Annotated in this window: 11 protein-coding genes and 1 pseudogene; 2 read left to right on the top strand and 10 right to left on the bottom strand. The window is 67.7% G+C overall.

Annotated features, from left to right (window positions below):
- Positions 1–47: 47 nt before the first annotated feature.
- The 5 genes from QE412_RS12790 to QE412_RS12770 all read right to left on the bottom strand — a co-directional run bounded on the left by QE412_RS12790 (position 48) and on the right by QE412_RS12770 (position 9749).
- Positions 48–6524, bottom strand: a complete 6477-nt coding sequence (locus QE412_RS12790) for a DUF3320 domain-containing protein (protein WP_307484345.1) — start codon at positions 6522–6524, stop codon at positions 48–50.
- A gap of 114 nt (positions 6525–6638) precedes the next feature.
- Complete coding sequence (locus tag QE412_RS12785) at positions 6639–6872, bottom strand: DUF3375 family protein (protein WP_307484343.1); 234 nt, start codon at positions 6870–6872, stop codon at positions 6639–6641.
- Positions 6873–6932: 60 nt separating this feature from the next.
- A complete protein-coding gene (locus QE412_RS12780; protein ID WP_307484341.1) occupies positions 6933–7868 on the bottom strand; it encodes a nucleotidyl transferase AbiEii/AbiGii toxin family protein in 936 nt (311 codons plus the stop codon).
- On the bottom strand, positions 7868–8626 hold the full coding sequence (locus QE412_RS12775) for a type IV toxin-antitoxin system AbiEi family antitoxin domain-containing protein (protein ID WP_307487206.1): 759 nt from the start codon (positions 8624–8626) through the stop codon (positions 7868–7870). Before QE412_RS12775 ends, QE412_RS12780 begins: the two co-directional genes overlap by 1 nt.
- Positions 8627–8912: 286 nt before the next feature.
- Positions 8913–9749 (bottom strand): NAD(P)H-binding protein, encoded by an 837-nt coding sequence (locus tag QE412_RS12770; RefSeq protein WP_307484339.1) that lies wholly within the window; start codon positions 9747–9749, stop codon positions 8913–8915.
- 77 nt (positions 9750–9826) lie between these two features.
- Here QE412_RS12770 and QE412_RS12765 point away from each other — a divergent pair, with 77 nt between their 5' ends.
- The gene (locus tag QE412_RS12765) at positions 9827–10525 is read left to right on the top strand and encodes a TetR/AcrR family transcriptional regulator (protein WP_307484337.1); all 699 of its coding nucleotides are present in this window, start codon (positions 9827–9829) and stop codon (positions 10523–10525) included.
- Between the two features lie 182 nt (positions 10526–10707).
- Here the strand turns inward: QE412_RS12765 and QE412_RS12760 are convergent, their stop codons facing one another.
- Positions 10708–11118, bottom strand: coding sequence for an Imm70 family immunity protein (locus tag QE412_RS12760; RefSeq protein WP_307484335.1), 411 nt, complete (start codon positions 11116–11118; stop codon positions 10708–10710).
- Between the two features lie 230 nt (positions 11119–11348).
- On the opposite strand from QE412_RS12760, the pseudogene QE412_RS17750 reads away from it, so the two are divergent.
- Positions 11349–12117, top strand: a pseudogene (locus QE412_RS17750) (nucleoside phosphorylase).
- Positions 12118–12165: 48 nt separating this feature from the next.
- On the opposite strand, the gene QE412_RS12750 reads toward QE412_RS17750, so the two are convergent.
- The 4 genes from QE412_RS12750 to QE412_RS12735 all read right to left on the bottom strand — a co-directional run bounded on the left by QE412_RS12750 (position 12166) and on the right by QE412_RS12735 (position 17074).
- Positions 12166–13662, bottom strand: a complete 1497-nt coding sequence (locus QE412_RS12750) for a nucleobase:cation symporter-2 family protein (RefSeq protein ID WP_307484330.1) — start codon at positions 13660–13662, stop codon at positions 12166–12168.
- 254 nt (positions 13663–13916) lie between these two features.
- Positions 13917–15284: a replicative DNA helicase gene (gene dnaB, locus QE412_RS12745; protein ID WP_307484327.1), complete on the bottom strand. Its 1368-nt coding sequence runs from the start codon at positions 15282–15284 to the stop codon at positions 13917–13919.
- A gap of 573 nt (positions 15285–15857) precedes the next feature.
- A complete protein-coding gene (locus tag QE412_RS12740; RefSeq protein WP_307484324.1) occupies positions 15858–16601 on the bottom strand; it encodes an amino acid ABC transporter ATP-binding protein in 744 nt (247 codons plus the stop codon).
- Complete coding sequence (locus tag QE412_RS12735) at positions 16598–17074, bottom strand: amino acid ABC transporter permease (RefSeq protein ID WP_307487203.1); 477 nt, start codon at positions 17072–17074, stop codon at positions 16598–16600. The genes QE412_RS12740 and QE412_RS12735 overlap by 4 nt, the downstream gene beginning before the upstream one ends.
- Between the last annotated feature and the right edge of the window lie 122 nt (positions 17075–17196).

The following is a 17196-nucleotide window of genomic DNA, read 5'->3' as shown; positions in this document are numbered from 1 at the left end:
GTTGATCGGGGTCACTCTATCCGTCGTCTGAACTCGATCCGAACACCTCAGAAACGCGCGAGATAGGCCCCCGACGGCGCAAGCTCGACCCGTCGAGTGGCCACCGCCACCGTCAAAGCCTCGGCAAGTCGCTCGGAGATCTGGGGCGTCATCCGCTTCCCCCCGAACAGCCGCAGAGCCTCTCGCTTGATCTCGTCCTCGCGCACCCCACCCCCGAGCTGAGCGACGACGGCCATCGCGTTCGCGATCTCTTCCAGCGCGACGGACTCAAGCGGTCGGCTCTCCCCCGGAGCACTCGTGCGAACATCGCGCCAGGTGGCGACATCCACGTCCGTCGGCCAGACGAACTGCTCGTCCCCCGGGCGAAGGGAAGTAGCCGGAATCAGCTCGAGGATCGCCGCAGCCCGCGCGCCTGATACACGAGACAGTCCGAACGATTCCGCCACCAGTCTCACCAAGCGTGCTCGCGAGATTGGCCCCTCGGCGGCGATGACCTCCACCAGGGCGGCGCGAACCCGCTCAACAGCAGATCGGCTCGGAAGCGCATCGAGCACGCCGACTCCCCCGGACGTCGTCATCGGCCAGGGCACGAAGGGGCGGACGTGCGGATGCGTCACAGCGACGACTTCCTCGTCCTCCACCCCCGGCGGTGTTCCGTCACGCAGAGCCTCCAGCGGCTCCTCCGTCGCGAGTGGAACGAGATCATCGGCTGCCGCAACCGCCGCGGCTGCAACGGACAAGCCGCCAGCCTCAGCCGCCTCCACCGCCGCGACAAGTCGGTCGGCCGTGCCATCCGGATCATCGAGCCACTCCGGCAGCCACACCCTCTCAATGCCCGGCCAGCGCATGAGCCTACCGAGGACATCGACGGGCAGACCATCGCGATCAGCCACCGTTCGGCGCGCACGCCAGCCTTCTCCGTCGAGCAGGACGGCGACGAGCGGCTGCGCGGGGTCGGACGCGGAGGCGAGCGTGAGATCGATACGGAAGTCCGAGAGCCCGACGTCCGTCTTCACGACGAGTCCGCGCTCGGTGAGGACCGCGGCGATCTCGTCACGGTGGCGATCGATGACGGGCACGCGGATCGTGGAATCGTCCGTCGGCGCGACTCCGCGCGCGGCGAGCTCGAGATACGACTTCAGGTCTTTGAGCCCACGGGCCGAAGTCTGCTCGGCACGAAGCTCCGCGGGATCGAAGCTCGCGTACAGCACGACCTGTCGTCGCGCACGAGTCACCGCGACGTTCAGCCGGCGTTCTCCCCCTGCGCGGGACAGCGGTCCGAAGTTCAGCGGAAGCATTCCGCGGTCGTTCTTGCTGAAGGCGACCGAGAACAGAATGGTGTCGCGCTCGTCGCCCTGCACGCTTTCGAGGTTCTTCACGAACAATCCATCGCGCTCGTCGAGCGCGCGACCGATGCGCTCATCCGGAGCGTCGCGCAGCATGTTGTCGATCAAGTCGCGCTGCTGAACGTTGAACGTGATGATGCCGATCGACGGTGCGGTGTCGCCGGCTGCGGCGAACCGCCGAATCACCTCATCGACGATCATCTGCGCTTCGACGCGGTTGGTGCGAAGGATTCCGCGCCCACCCGAACGTTCGAACTGGCCGTCGACCCGCACGAGTGAGAGCCCGTAGTCGGGCTTCTTCGCGGCGCGTCCGTCGAACACGGACGCCGTGAAGTCACGCAGCGGCGCCGGAAACGACGACAGTCGGCTCTCGTAGTACTGGTGGTTGCTGAAGGCGATGAGCGCCTCGTCCTGACTGCGGTAGTGCCACGACAGCCACTTGCTCGGAACTCGCGCTTGCGTGCACTCCGTGAGGATGGACTCCTCATCTGCGACGACGCCCGCATCGGCCTCCGCCTCGTCGACGTCGGCCGTCACCTCGGCGAAGGTCGACGGCGGCATCTGCTTGGAGTCTCCCACCACCACGACGGAACGCGCTCGCCCCATCGCGCCCACGGCATCCGCCACACGAATCTGCGACGCCTCGTCGAACACCACGATGTCGAACATCCCGGCGCGGGCGGGGAAGAACCGCGCGACCGATTCCGGACTCATGAGCATGCACGGCGTGATCTGCGTGATCAGATCGCCGTACTTGTCCATGAGCGTCCGCACGCTGTCCCCGCCGCGCTGCCTCGAGAGCTGACGTTTGAGCGCGCCCATGTCGCCGCCGTCGAAGGTCGGATCGAACCGCCGCTGCGACAGGATGTCAGCGGGCAGAGCCCGCGGAAGCTCACCACGGATGGCTGCCGAACTCGCGGCAAACCGGGCGATCGTGCGGTTGTGTGCCGCAGGATCGAAGTCGCTGAGCGCGGTGGCGTCTTCGCGTTCATCGATGGATGCCGAGGCGACACCCTTGTCGAAGGCGAGCGCCGCGTCGTCGGCACGGACGCGCCCGGCCAGAATCGCCTCCCGCGCTTCATCCATCCCGTGGCGCCGCAGAGGTTCCACGTGTCGGAGCAGGTCGATCCAGCGGCCGAGCGTGACCGGTTCGGTCGTCGCGAGGTTGCGCGCCGTACGAGTGCGTTCCCAGGTCGCCGCAACTCCTTCATCCCCGGCCCAGAGGGCGAGCTGGTCAGGAGACGCGCCACCTCCCGCTGCAGCTGCCATTGCCCGCCATGCGGCGGCGAGCGCCGCGTATCGCTCGGCCGACGCTGCATCCGGGGCCGTGGTCTCGTAGACACGGCGCAGGTCTGAGCGCAGGTCTCCGGCAGCCGAGGCATCGGACGCGAGCGCCATCGAGAGCCACCCCACCCACGTCAGGGCGGCTCCCACCTGCTCCGCCGAGCCAGGCAGGTAGGGGTTGACGTCCGGGGACGCGACGACGACGGGCTGTCGCTGCAGCTCGCCGCGCAGCTCGTCGACCTGTGCGGCCGTCTCGACCATGGCGCCGGTGAGTGTCGACAGCCTGCGCAGGTCGATCGCGGCCTGATCGACGCGCAGGTCGGTCGCAAACTGGGCCAGCACGGCACGCCGACGCTTCTTGCGACCGAAGAAAGAGGACGCATCCGCGGCCTGGGCGGCCGCGTGAATCTCGCGAACGTTTCGCGAGAGCACCCGCGGATCGACCTGGGCGAGCCATGCGGGCGGCTGCGCGGCCGCCGCTGCAAGCCGCCGAGCGAGGTCATCGATCGACCCGGGCTGCACTCGGTCGACGTCGTCGAGAGCATGGCGCGGCGCGCGAGCGACACCCGCCCACGCTTCCACCTGTTGCGGCGTCTGCACGCGAGACAGCAGGTCATTCGGACCGATGGCTGCGAGCGCGTCGTCGAAGTCGCGGGCCGCGCGATGCAGAGCGGCCGCGTCGATATCGGGATCATCGACGAAGCCCCACGGATGCGTCGGTGCCGGGCGGGCGAGATCACTGACCGCCGGCAGCTCTCGCAGAAGTGTGCGCAGCTGGTCGATGTGATCGCCCGACGCAACCAGGGAATGCGGCACGTCCAAGGGCGGGATGTCCGCGGCGGATGCCAACATCTGCGATCGAGCCGAGTACAGGGACAGACCCGCCGCGTTCGGTTCGTGCACCCGCTGCGCGTAGCGCGACAGCGTGCCGCGGCTGGACTCCGCCGCCTCGCGCTGCGCCGTCAGCGCCGCGCGATCGGGCCGGGCAGTGGCGTCGAGCGCCGCCCGGAGTTGCTCGCGCACGGCATTCGGCCGTGCACCCTTGTCATGCAGGTCGAGCGAGAAGGCGCCGAGCCCGACGGCATCCAATCTGTCTTTCACGACCTCCAGCGCCGCACGCTTCTCCGCCACGAACAGCACGCGCTTCCCGGATGCCAACGACCGGGCCAGCAGGTTCGTGATGGTCTGCGACTTGCCGGTGCCCGGGGGGCCTTCGAGCACGAACGTGCGGCCCTCGACGGCTTCGACCACGGCCTCGAGTTGCGACGAGTCCGCGGAGACGGGGACCTGCGCCGACAGCGCATCGAGATCGACGTCGACCGGCGCCGGTACCGCATCGATGTAGGCCTCATTCGGCGACTGGATGAGGTGGGTGACGAGCGAGTTCGTCGCGAGCTCTTCCCAGTTGTCGTCGAGATCCTTCCAGAGCCGGAACTTCGCGAACTGCAGGATGCCGAGGTGAACGGTGTCCTCCACGACGAAGGGCCGCTTGGCGTCGACCATCGCCTGGCGCACCGCGTCGAACGCCGCGCCGAGGTCGATCCCCGCGGCATCCGTCGACGGATTCGCGAGCCCGGGCACCTCGATGCCGAAACTCACCTTCAGCTTCTCGAGGAGGCAGTAGTTCGGCGTGGACGCACCGGCCTCGTCGAGGACGAGACGGAAGGACTGACCACGCGACACGCTCTCCAGAGTCACCGGGACGAGAACGAGCGGGGATTGCAGCTGCCGGTCGTTGAACTCCCATCGCAGGGTGCCGAAGGCGAGGTACAGGTTGTTCGCGCCGGTCTCTTCGGTGACGGTCTTCGCTTTCGCGGCCAAAGCGCGCAGCCTCGTCGTGTAGGCCGCCTGTGTGACGTCGGTCAGGTGCGCCTGCCTCTTGTCGGCCAGAAGCGCCTCTCGTTCGGCCGCGTCGCGGTCGCGACCGAAGCGGATGCCACGCTCGCGCGCGATCTCGGGGACGTCGTCGGACGCGAGAAGCGTGACGCTCGCTCCCCCGTTGATCATGTCCTCGAGGCGGCCCAGTGCCGCCCCCGGCACCGCGAGTTGATAGCCCGCGCGACTCGTGAAGTTGATGAGGCGATTGCGCAGACTCAGATCGAGCAGAGCGTTCTTCCACTGCGCCACGCGCGGCGGAGCCACTGCGCGGCCCTGCGCATCGCGCTGGTCGGCGACGAAAGGCGCCAGCACGCGGTCCAGCGGGCGATACTCGACGACGGTCACCTCGCCGTCGGCATCCACCGTGCGGCTGGGGAGCGGGAAGATTCCGTTCTCGCGGGCCGCGCGCACGTCGGTGATGCCGAGAATCTCGCCGCGGCGCGACTCGAGGTAGGGCTGCGGCGTGGCGCGGGCGACGTCGAACGGGGCGGATCCCGCGCCGCCGGTCACCTGTGTCGTCTCAAGCAGTGAGATTCGGCCCAGCTTCGCGAGGTTGACCGCTTCTTCGATGTCGGTGGTCGCGGGCAGGCCGAGGCTGCCGTTCTCACGCCAGTACCCGAGGAAGATGTGACCGTCCACGGCCCACAGCGTCGAGTTGATTCCGACCTGCTCGAGCAACGCGGCGAGCGTCAAGGTCGTATCGAGGCACGTTCCGAGTCGTCCCTCAAGCACTTCTTGCGGCGTGCGGATCTTCTGACCTCGCAGGCCCCAACTCGCCGGAGGCTCCGCATAGCGGATGTCGAGTTCGCGCACGGCATCCCAGATGGCCGCGACCATCGCGTCCACCCGCGCCGGGTTGTCGCTCTGATACCCGTCGAGCTCTGTGCGGCCGCTCGACTGTCCCAGCACGTCCGAGGCTCGTCGCAGGACCGGCGTCAGCGCGGCCGACTGCGGCTGAGCGAAGGATGCCAGGAGCTCGAGGCCGAGGTGCAGCTCCCGGGCGATCCACTGGTTCGCCGCAAGAACAGTGACCGGATGCCGATGATCGGCGATCACCGCGCCGTCCGGGCCACGCAGAGTGAGGGTGATGGAGCCAGGCTGCTCCGTGTCGACTTGGAGCATCGCAGCGGGATCGAGCGACAGCAGGTCGAGCCCAACGAGCGTCTTGAGACCGGGCGCGAGGTCGAGAATCACGACTTTGGGCGCCCCCAGCGAACCGTTCGCCGTGCTGGCCTCGATCGCGAGGGATGCTCCGCGAAGCTCGGGCCCGGTGTACAAGACCCGAACCTCCTGCACCGGCACGATGCGCGCGTGTGCCATGGCGTAGCTGAGCTCGCTGACCGCGTCGAGCGACAGATGCGCGCTCGACGCCGGACTGGGTGGTGTCGCGGACTCGTCCGTTTCGGGCTGCTCGCGCCGTTGACGGCGGGTGAGCGGCAACGTTTCCGCGGCCTCCGACTCGGGGGATGGTGAGGTGGCGGTCTCCGGCGGAGCCGTCGCAGGAGGTGGAACAACAGGTGGCGCGGGGAGCGGGGCACTGGGCGGTGACGGAAGCGGGCGGCCCGTGACGCCACCGCCCAGCGCCGCCAGCACCGCCGACTTGCGCGCCGCAATCCGCTGCGCTTCGTCCTCCGCACCGATCTCGCGCAGGAGCAATTCGGCCGAATCGAGCGCCCGATACGTCTCGGCGAGACTGAAATCGACCTGATGCGCGTACTTGTTACGCACCTCACGCAGCTCACTCGACCAGTTCGTCGCCTGTCGGGAAAGACGCCCGTCGAAGGGGTAGCCGAGGTTGCCCAACTTCTCGGTCATCACCCGCAGCATCAGTCCGACATCATTCGCGTGATGGTGCGAGGTGGGTCTGCCCGCAAGCTCGTCTTTGTGCGCGAGAATCTGCACCCACGACGGCCCGTCCGGGAGACGCTCCGCGAACACTCGCTCGATGAATGGACGAAGACCCTCTGCCAGGTCGTCGACGGACCCGCCGATGATGTGACGTGTATCGATAGTCATGACATCCCCCCGACGTCCGTTCGACTCGGCCGTGGTATCGGAGCCTAGATGATCGTGTGCGCGCTTCCGGAACGCGAACTCTTCTGACTTGCTCGCGTCGTCTGACGGTGGATGTCATGCCGATATCGAAGAACTGGCCGCGAAGTGAGACCCGGTCACGCCCCCGGAGGCAAGGACTCCGACGGGACGTGCGGATGTCACCTGCCCAGGCGGGCCATCGCCCATTCCCAATCGATCATCGATAAATCGCTCACCGAGAAAGGCAAGGACGAGCGGCGCGTTGCGCGCCCGCAGCAGTCTCCACGCCGGATGCTGCTCCCACAGCCGGTCTACTTCTTCCAGGTCCATATCGGTTACAGCGTAGGTCGGGGCTCGGACATGCATGTTGCGCGCGCGGACCCACCCGATTTATTCGAACCAGGACCGCGTCTCGGAATCCCACGTACCCGATGTTCGTTCACCCGACAGAATCGGGTCCAGACACGAACGGGCCTCGTCCAAGGACGCGTCGAGCGGATAGAGCCGGCTCGGGTATTCGGCGAATGTCCTTGCCTGGCGCGGGAACGCATCGCGCCACTGATCTGAAGGCGCCACCAGTCGCTCTGGCAAGGTCATCCTGCGTCGACCCGATTCACGGCCCAGCACCGTGATCAAACGCTCTGCGTTGAGGGGACCGGCATCCAAGATGCGAACGATGTCGGCGAGGTCCCGGTATCGAGTCGACGGAGAGGTTCGGTCACGGCCGTGCAACTCATACATCGCGCATACCTTGTCGGCCAGGTGATTCTCCAGCGGGGTCGTCGGCACCGATGGAAGCTCAGAGAGAGTCGCGTGCGGGATTACCACCCTCAACGGCACGTGGTCGACGGGAACATCGAGGTGGCGTCGCTCCGTGAGATCGATAGTGAACACCTCGAACACCTGTGAACCGAGTCGGGCCTGCACCTTCGCGCTTGCCGTCTTCGCTCCATAGCCGAACGGGTCGACTTCGGAGTGCGCTTCGACCGAGGCGATGATGAACGTGAACGGGTCTCGAGCAGCAGGAGCATCAGCGAGCGACTGCAGCTCGCATCGCACGTCTTCGGCTGTTGTCCATGCACTCTGGCGAGCCAGGTCGATGTCCTGCGTGAACCGCCCTCCACCTGTTCGGATGAGGAGCGCGTTCCCCCCGAGGAGCACCCATGGCGGCTGAGGGTCCGCGCCGAAGAGCCTGCTCAAGAACAGCGTGAAAACGTACTGCTTACGGATGACATCCGCTGCGACGCCGCGGTGGCGAGCCTCCGTGTTCAGCTTCGCGCCGACCGAACGAGCAAAGCGGGCGAGCTCGACTGCTGTCAGCGCCACTACGTGTCCTTCCGCACGGGTGAATCGCCGCGGGCGAGCCGGTCGTGGAAGAGCGCCAAGAGCGCGTTCGCGCCGCCCGGCTCTTCGAGAAGGTCCAGCGCCTGCTGTCGAAACTGGCTCGAAAGCATCACGGCTTCGTCAACAACGCTGCGAAGCGTCGCAGCGAGGTATCCGGGCGCCACCTCCGCCAGCATTGCGCGTCCCGAATCGAATCCGTACCGAGCAGCATAGGGTGTGAGCACGGTCACGAGAGCCTCCACGTCGACACCGGGACGCTCCACCGCATCGGACAGCACCCGCGCGAGCTGATCCGAATCCAGCGATGACGCGACGAGATCGCCGACCGTGCGGACCACGGTCGTGACGGGCAGGCCATCGACCACGGTCACATCGACGTCTTCGAGAGCGGCACGGTGGAAGCGAACATCGGGAAGCGTGCTCTGCCGCCGCACGGCCGCGGTGAACTCGTGCGCCGCCGGGACGAGATCGCCGAGGCCGTGCACGGCCGACGCCGACGCCCTCGAGACGACGACCTCTCCGTTCGCTGAGGCTGCCAACCATGCAGCCCGCAAATCCTGTAGACGATCCGAACCGGCCGACGGCAGTACGTACACGCCGTGGCGGACACGAAGAAGCTTGCCTGCGTCGGCAAGGCGTGTCAGGTCGACCCCGCTCAGGCCCGCTTCGCGCGCCTGAGCGGTCGTCACCAGACCGCGCTGAGTCGAACCCGCAAGCTCGAGGGCCTCCAACGCATCCACAGCACGCACGCAACACCCCCTCGAACGCTTTTAACATTACACTCAAATGTAATTTTCCGAGCACTCAAGCGACTGGAGTCACGCACGTCGCTCAGGGCCGGGGGTGAAGCGCGCAGCCATGCCGACGCCTCGGTCGCCCTCGGCGAGAACGCATCGGCCCATCAATCGATCGAGCAGCTCGCGACGCTTCCGCGATCCCGAACGTCGCCCCCGTACGTCCGCATCTCACGCGGAGCACCTCCTCGGTCCAGAGCACGGATTGCCGTCAACTATCCCGCCCGCCCCCTCAGCGGAACAGATCGGCGTGGTCGACGACCCACCCGCGGAAGGTGCGCGACGGGCGTCCCGTGATGCGGGTGTACTCGTCGGAGATGGGCGGGGTCGCGCCGACCGCCTCGCGCCAGTCCTTGATGATCTGCCGCACCCATACCTCGGGGACGAACCGCGACAGCATCGCCGACGACTCCGCCTCGGTCTGTTCGATCACCGCCACCGGGCGTCCGATGACGTCACCGATCAGCGCGACCTGCTCGCGCAGGGTCAGACGCTCCGGTCCGGTGAGCACCGGCGCGGCACCCACGAGGGCGTCGGTGGTGAGGGCGACCACGGCGACATCGGCGATGTCCTGCTCGTGAATGGGCGCCTGCACCGCCTCGGGGTACGGCAGCGGAACGGCGCTCTCACCCTTCACGCCCCAGCTCCAGCGGGCCGCGTTGCTCGCGAATCCGCCCGGCCGCAGGAACGTGTACGCGAGGCCCGACCGCACGACGGCCTCCTCCACCCGGAGGAAGCGCGACCCGTTGAAGTCCTCGGCCGCGCCCGGAAACGTCACGGACGACGACGACAGGACGACCACGTGACGCACGCCCGCGGTCGCGAAGGTCGCCAACAATGCCTCCGGCTCGGCGAGGTCGGCGTAGAGGAAGACGCGCTCGACACCCCTCAGGGCGTCGGTGAACGACGCTGGGTCATCGAGGTCCGCCGCGAACACCTCCACCTCCGCCGGCAGAGCCAGCTTCTGCGGCGTGCGGCTGGTCGCGCGCACCCGCTCCCCCCGATCGAGCAGACCCGCGACGACCGCACCACCCACGGCGCCACTGGCACCGACAACAAGAATTGACATGATCACTCCTTCACGAACAGCGTTCGCGAACAATGTTCGTCACGAATGCCGATCGTGTCAAGTGGTACCGTGTCCGCATGCCGTCAGCCGCAGAACCGGTCTCGCGCCGCGCCCGCCCCGCGAAGGCGCCGCTGTCCCGGCAGTCGATCCTCGAGGCGGCGGTGGCCCTGATCCGCGAGAACGGCGTCGACGCGGTCAGCCTGCGACACGTCGCGGCACGGGTCGAAACCGGCCCCGCCTCGCTCTACGCGTACTTCGGCAACCGCGACATCCTGCTCGAGCACGTCCTGGATGCCGCGTACGCGGAGGTGTCCCTCGTGGATGCCACCGACGACGGCCACGACTGGCGAGACGCCCTCGCCGGCACCATCGTCCACACGATCGAGACGCTGGAGACCTACCCCGGCCTCGGCACGATCGCGCTCGGCTCGATCCCGGTCCTCCCCGGTGCTCTCCGTCTCGCGGAACACGAGTTGGCGCTCATGGAGGCGGGCGGTGTTCCCGCCGACCGCGCCGCTCTCGCGGTCGACCTCATTGCGCAGTTCGCCGCGTCGACCGCCGTCGAGCGGACCGTCCGGCTCAACCGGGGGGACATCGGCGACGATCGTGAACACGTGCGCGCCGCATACGACGGCGCCGACCCCGACCGATTCCCGCACGTTGCTCGCTCCGCGTCGTTGCTCACCGGCCCCGACGACGCAGCGCGACGCGACTTCGCGATCGACGTGCTCCTGGCCGGAATCGAGCGCTCTGGAGAACGCGTTCGAGACGCCTGACACTCAGCATGCGATGCGGCGGGTCTGACCCATGTCGCCACCCCGGAGTACCGTCACCGCCACGACCCCAGCCACCCTCTTCCTCCACGCCGACGCCGCCATCCGCGAGGTCATCGACCAGGTCGACCCCGCTGACTTCCTCGCCCCCGCTCCAAAGCAGTGGGGCGAACTCGAACTGAGCGTCAGGCAATCCGCGCCGGCTTGCCCGTGCGGGCACTCGCATCGAACGCAGCATCCATCACCGCGTTCAGCGGCCGCCCGTCAGCCGTGACGAAGTAGTCGCCGAGCGACGTGATCGTGGCGGCGATGTCACTCCCCCAGGGCGGAAGAACGCCCGGCCGGTGGATGTCCCAGACCACGGCCGTCGGCGGGTGCTGACCCAGCTCGTGCTCCGCGCGCACGAGTTCGTCGCGCGCTGAGCTCGCGGCATCCGCAGACAGTTCACCGTCGCGATAGAGCGCCGCGAGCGTCGGGAACCGAGACCCGCGCGAACCGCCCTCCAGCCGAACCGCGACCGTATCGAAGAACGAGCCGAGGAAGTCGGCGCGACCGATCGGATACGCGATCGGACCCACTCGCAGGCTCACACTCATGCGCCGAGTCTACGAAGGCGACTCAGACACCGACCCCGAGCGCGGCGACCAGGTTGCCGTCGCGCGGGGATCCACCACCGCCCGCGGCCCACCCCGCGAACACCACATCCCCTACCCACCCACCGTGATAGCGTCGGCGCACTGCGTGTCCTATCAACCATGACGCTTGGCGACAGGGCGGGGACTGCGGCGATACCCATCGTCACATTTCCCACCGGAGGTCGTTCAGCATGTCCAGCGTCGTCGATAAGTCCCAGGCCGGTCTCACCGCGCGGCAGTACCACATCGGTATCGCGCCCGGCGAGGTGTCATCCGTCGCCCTTCTCCCCGGGGATCCGTTCCGCGTTCCCTTCGTGGCCGAGTTCCTCACCGACGTGAAGGAGGTCGCGCACAACCGCGAGCACCGCACGATGACCGGTTGGTACAAGGGTCGCCACATCACCGCCACGTCCACCGGGATGGGATGCCCGTCGACCGCGATCGCCGTCGAGGAGCTGGCCCGCCGTGGGCGTGACGAGCTTCATCCGCGTCGGCAGCTCCGCGGGCCTTCAGCCTGGCATCGTCCCGGGCGACCTGCTCGTGAGCGAGGGCAGCTTCCGCAACGACGGCACCACGGATGCCTACGTGCCCAAGGGCTTCCCGGCGGTTCCGGATGCCGAGCTCACCCTCGCCCTGACACGCCACAGCACCCGCCTCGCCGAGGCATCCGGCACCACCGCGCACGCAGGGATCAGTGTCAGCGACGACGCCTTCTACGCCGAGACCCCGGAATGGATCGACCAGCTGCACCGCATGGGCCTGCTGAACGTCGAGATGGAGGCATCCGCTCTCTTCGTGGTGGCGCGACTGCGGGGGCTCCGCGCCGGCATGGTGTGCGCGTGCTCGAGCAACCTCGTCGACGGCGCCTCGCTCTACGACGAGGCGAACACCGCCCTCAAGGACGGCTGGATGCGGTCGATCGAGGCGGCTCTCGAGACGGCCGTCGAGCTCGAGCTCTGAGGCGCCGAGAAGCGCGACGGGGGAAGTTGGTCGGCCCTCATCGAGCAGTCACGCCGAGGGGGTCGACTTCTTTTCTTCCGGGTCATCCAGCGCCGCGGTGGGGATGAGGCCGGTCCCCTCCGCCTCGGGGTGTACGAGAGCGGCTGCGGCGGGGCCGCGGACGGCGTCGTACGCCCCGAGCGCGGGCTCGGTCGCGGCCTGCGCTCGCACATCGGAGCTGTTGAGCAGCAGGTTCAGCAGGATCGCGACGATGGCGCCGGCCGAGATGCCCGAGTCGAAGATGAGCTGGAACCAGGTCGGGAAGCGGTCGTAGATCGTGGGCGACACCGTCGGCAGCAGAGCGACGCCCACCGACAGGGCGACGATCAGAACGTTCTTGTTGTTGAACTTCACCTTCGCGAGCGTCCGGATGCCACTGGCGGCGACCATCCCGAACAGGGCGATGCCCGCGCCGCCCAGCACCGCACGCGGCACGCCCTCGACGATGGCCGACACCTTGGGGACGACGCCGAGGACGACGAGGATCGCTCCCGCCATGGTGGCGACGTAGCGCGAGCGCACGCCGGTGAGCGAGACGAGACCGACGTTCTGCGCGAACGCGGTGTACGGGAAGGTGTTGAAGATTCCCCCGAGGACGGTACCCAGGCCGTCGGCACGCAGGCCGTCGGCGAGTTGACGCCGCGTGACGGGCTTCTCGACGATCTCGCCGACGGCGACCATGTCGCCCGTCGTCTCGGTCATGATGACGATGCCGACGATGACCATCGACAGGATCGAGGCGAACTCGAACACCGGCAGCCCGAAGTGGAACGGCGTGACGATTGCGAACCACCCGGCCTCACCCACGTTCGACCAGTCGACCATCCCCGGGACGAACAGGGCCGCCAGCGTTCCCAGGACGAGACCCAGGAGAACCGATACGCGCGCGATCGCCGCGGGCGCGAAGCGTTCGATGAGAACGATGAGCAGGAGCGTCCCGAAGGCGAACGCGATGTTGATGGGCGGAGCGCCGGGCTCGTCGGCGGTCGATCCGGTCGTGATCCAGCCCGCGGCGACGCGCATGAGCGACAGGCCGATGATCAGGATGACGGTACCCGTCACGATCGGCGGGAAGAAGCGCAGCAGCTGCGCGAAGAACGGCGCGACGAGGATCATGAACAGCCCGCACGCGATCACGGAGCCGAAGATCGTCTGGATGCCATGCTGCGTGCCGATCGCGATCATCGGACCGACCGCGGCGAACGTGACGCCCTGCATGAGCGGCAGGCGCACACCGAATCGCCAGAAGCCGACGGACTGCACGATCGTGGCGATGCCCGCGATGAACAGGTCGGCGCTGATGAGGAACGCCAGGTCTTGCGCGCTGTATCCGAGCGCGCCTCCCACGATGAGCGGCACGGCGACCGCACCGGCGTAGAGCGCGAGAACGTGCTGCAGCCCGAGGGGGAAGAGCTTCGCCAGCGGCGGGATCGTGTCGACCCCGTTCGCGCCCGCCCGTGCCTTGCGTGCGGCGGCCTTCGCCGCTTTGTCGTCCGCCGTCGTCATCGTGATGTTCCCCTCCCGCGAGGGTGGCCTCGGTCACCCCCGGCGCCTTCGCCGTTAAGCCCTGACTGAACACTGATCGAGCCGGACCGGGCAGCCGTTCCCGGGAATTCACGCGCGGAAACACTCTTGAAACGCCGCGCGGGTGGTCGATTCATGCCGGATGCTGCCGAAGCGCACGTCGGAGAGCAAACGGCTCCGGCGCCCGGGCGTGGTGCCCGTTCTCGCAGAAGTCGTCGTCGGAAGCTACAGAAGAACTACATCCCCGGCGCCATATCCGCGAACCGCGAATAGTGCCCCTGGAACGCCACCGTGATCGTGTCCGTCGGGCCGTTACGGTGCTTCGCCACGATCAGATCCGCCTCACCGGCACGCGGGGAGTCCTTCTCGTACGCCGCCTCGCGGTGCAGGAGCACCACCATGTCGGCATCCTGCTCGATCGAGCCCGACTCACGCAGGTCGCTCAGGGCCGGCTTCTTGTCGGCGCGCTGCTCGGCACCACGGTTCAGCTGCGACAGGGCGATGACGGGAACCTGCAACTCCTTCGCCATCAGCTTCAGCGCGCGCGAGAACTCACTGACCTCCTGCTGACGCGACTCGACCCGCTTACCGCTGGTGAGCAGCTGCAGGTAGTCGATGACGACCATCTTCAGACCCTCGCGCTGCTTCAGGCGACGGCACTTGGCGCGGATCTCGACCAGCGTCATATTGGGGCTGTCGTCGATATAGAGGGGCGCGTCGTTGATGCGGCCGCGGGTGGCGGCGACGGTGGTCCAGTCGCGGGAGTCGAGCGTGCCCTTGCGCATGCTCTGCAGCGGGATGGCTCCCTCGGCGCTGAGCAGGCGCATCGCGATCTCGGAGCGGCCCATCTCGAGCGAGAAGAAGATGCACGGCGCGTTCGACTTGATCGCGGCGGCGCGGGCGAAGTCGAGCGCGAGCGTCGACTTACCCATGGCGGGGCGGGCCGCGAGCACGATCATCTGGCCGGGGTGCAGGCCGTTCGTCAACTGGTCGAGACCGGCGAAGCCGGTGGGGATGCCGGTCATCGAGCCGTCGCGCCCGCGGGCGGCCTCGATCTCGTCGACCGCGGCATCCACGGCCACCGTCAGGGGGATGTAGTCTTCGGCACTGTCGTCGCCCGAGACGTTGTAGATCTCGGCCTGGGCGCTGTTGACGAGCTCGGTGGGGTCGCCCTCGCCGGCGTAGCCCATCTGCACGATGCGGGTGCCCGCTTCGACGAGACGGCGGAGCATCGCGCGCTCCGACACGATCGACGCGTAATAGCCGGCGTTGGCCGCGGTGGGAACGATCGAGGTGAGGGTGTGAAGGTAGTCCGCTCCCCCGGCGCGCTGCAGCTCACCGGTCTTGATGAGTTCGTCGGTCACCGCGACGACGTCGGTCGGCTCGCCGTGCGAGTAGAGGGTGAGGATCGCCTCGAAGATCAGCTCGTGCTTCGGCACGTAGAAGTCGGGGCCGCGGAGCGTCTCGATGACGTCGGCCACGGCATCCTTCGACAGCAGCATGCCGCCCAGGGCGCTCTGCTCGGCGAGCATGTCGTGCGGCGGGGTGCGCTCGGGGCGCGGGGCTTTTCCGAGACGCTCTTCGGCGATGTCAGCGATCGACACAGGCTCTCCTTCAGTTCTCGGGGACCCCGCTCACCTCGCTCCGCGCGGGCTCGGATGGAGGGAGATGGAACGACCTCGGGAGCATCGAATCACCAACGTCCGACATCGACGCCGTGTGGCCGCGAGACGAAGACCGAGGGGCTGGACCCACGTTAAGAGCACCCCTCCTCCCGCGCAAATGTGCCTGTGGATAACTCTGTGGAGAGACTGCGGGAAACGCCGACACGTCTGTGCACAACTACTGTGGACAACTCGGTGGATGGATGTGAGTTTTGACCAAGATAGCCGTCCTGACCTGGCCATTATTTGTCCACAGGTTTCCTGGGGAAATCCGGTGTGAAGTTTTCGTTGAAGGTTGCCCGCGCGAAGTATGCATGTGCACAACTCGGGGGATAACTCCCGCGATGCCTACCGACGGCGTGCGAACCTGTCAAGTTTTCTGTCACACTCGGCGTGTCGTTCGGACACTCCGACGACAGGCGATGTTAACCCGTTCCCCAGGCGTCACAGGGGCCTCGCTGAGGCACCACCAACACCCCCGCGACCCTGAGGCCGAGAGGGCGAAAACAGCGCTCAGAGCGCGCCGCCGCGTCGCTCGCGCTCGAGGAACGCGATCGTGTCGGGGTGCTGCGGCGCGTCGAGAATCTGCGCCGGCGTGCCCTGCTCGACGATGCGTCCGCCCTTCATGAACACGATGCGGTCGGCCACCTCGCGGGCGAACGACATCTCGTGCGTGGCCATGAGCATGGTCGAGCCGCGGTCGCGCAGCACGCGCACGAGATCGAGCACCTCACCCACCAGCTGCGGGTCGAGCGCCGACGTGATCTCATCGAGCAGCAGCAACTCGGGATCGGTCATCACGGCGCGAACGATCGCCACGCGCTGCTGCTGCCCGCCGGACAGGCGATCGGGGAACTCGCGGGCCTTGGCCCCGAGTCCCAGCTGCTCCAGCAGCTCGGTGCCGCGGGCGTAGGCCTCGGCCTTCGGCATCCGGTGCACCTTGCGCGCGGCCAGCGTGACGTTCTCGATCACGCGCAGGTGCGGAAAGAGGTTGAAGTGCTGGAAGACCACGCCGATGCGGGCGCGCGCGGCGTCTTGATCGATGGCGGGGTCGGTGAGGTCGTCGCCGTTCAGCAGGATCTGACCGTCGTCGACGCGCTCGATGAGGTTGACGGTGCGCAGCAGTGTCGACTTTCCCGAGCCCGAGGCTCCGATCAGCACGACCACCTCGTGCTGATCGATCGAGAGGTCGATCCCGTCGAGCACGACGTGGTCGCCGAAGGCCTTGCGCACGCTTTTGACGTCAAGCACGCTCATACGATGCCGCCCATCTGCTCGCGCTTCGCCAGCCGCGCCGAGACGTAGTCGGTCAGGCGGATCATCGGCAGCGCCATCGCCACGAACAGCAGCGCCGCCACGATGTACGGCGTGAAGTTGTAGTACTGCGCCGCGGAGATCTGCGCCGCGCGCACGGCATCCACCGCGCCCAGAACCGAGATGAGCCCGACGTCTTTCTGCATCGACACGAAGTCGTTCATGAGCGCGGGCACGACCTTGCGCACACCCTGGGGGATCACGACGATGCGCAGCGTCTGGCCGTGCGTCAACCCCAGCGAGCGGGCGGCGACGCGCTGCGAGGGATGCACGGCCTCCATACCCGCGCGCAGCACCTCGGCGATGTACGCCGAGTACGTCAGCACGATGGCGATCGTGCCCCACAGCACCACCGGCACGCGCCCGAAGATCCCGAGCGCCGGCAGACCGAAACCCACCAGGTACAGCACGATCAGCAGCGGGATGCCGCGGAACAGGTCGGTGTAGATCGTCGCCAGCGCCCGCCAGCGGAAAGAACACCGGCCCGCGCAGCGAGCGCAGCACCGCCAGCGTGGTGCCGAGGATCGCCACCGCGATC

The sequence above is a fragment of the Microbacterium trichothecenolyticum genome (assembly GCF_030818955.1).
Lineage (GTDB): Bacteria > Actinomycetota > Actinomycetes > Actinomycetales > Microbacteriaceae > Microbacterium > Microbacterium trichothecenolyticum_B.
Note: the sequence above shows the minus strand (reverse complement) of the source record. Positions and strands in the feature narration are given on the sequence as shown.

Coding starts and splice junctions, on each gene's coding strand:
- QE412_RS12790 (WP_307484345.1), bottom strand. CDS start 6,524: ATGACTATCGATACACGTCACATCATCGGCGGGTCCGTCGACGACCTG.
- QE412_RS12785 (WP_307484343.1), bottom strand. CDS start 6,872: ATGGACCTGGAAGAAGTAGACCGGCTGTGGGAGCAGCATCCGGCGTGG.
- QE412_RS12770 (WP_307484339.1), bottom strand. CDS start 9,749: ATGTCAATTCTTGTTGTCGGTGCCAGTGGCGCCGTGGGTGGTGCGGTC.
- QE412_RS12765 (WP_307484337.1), top strand. CDS start 9,827: ATGCCGTCAGCCGCAGAACCGGTCTCGCGCCGCGCCCGCCCCGCGAAG.
- QE412_RS12760 (WP_307484335.1), bottom strand. CDS start 11,118: ATGAGTGTGAGCCTGCGAGTGGGTCCGATCGCGTATCCGATCGGTCGC.
- QE412_RS12750 (WP_307484330.1), bottom strand. CDS start 13,662: ATGACGACGGCGGACGACAAAGCGGCGAAGGCCGCCGCACGCAAGGCA.
- QE412_RS12740 (WP_307484324.1), bottom strand. CDS start 16,601: ATGAGCGTGCTTGACGTCAAAAGCGTGCGCAAGGCCTTCGGCGACCAC.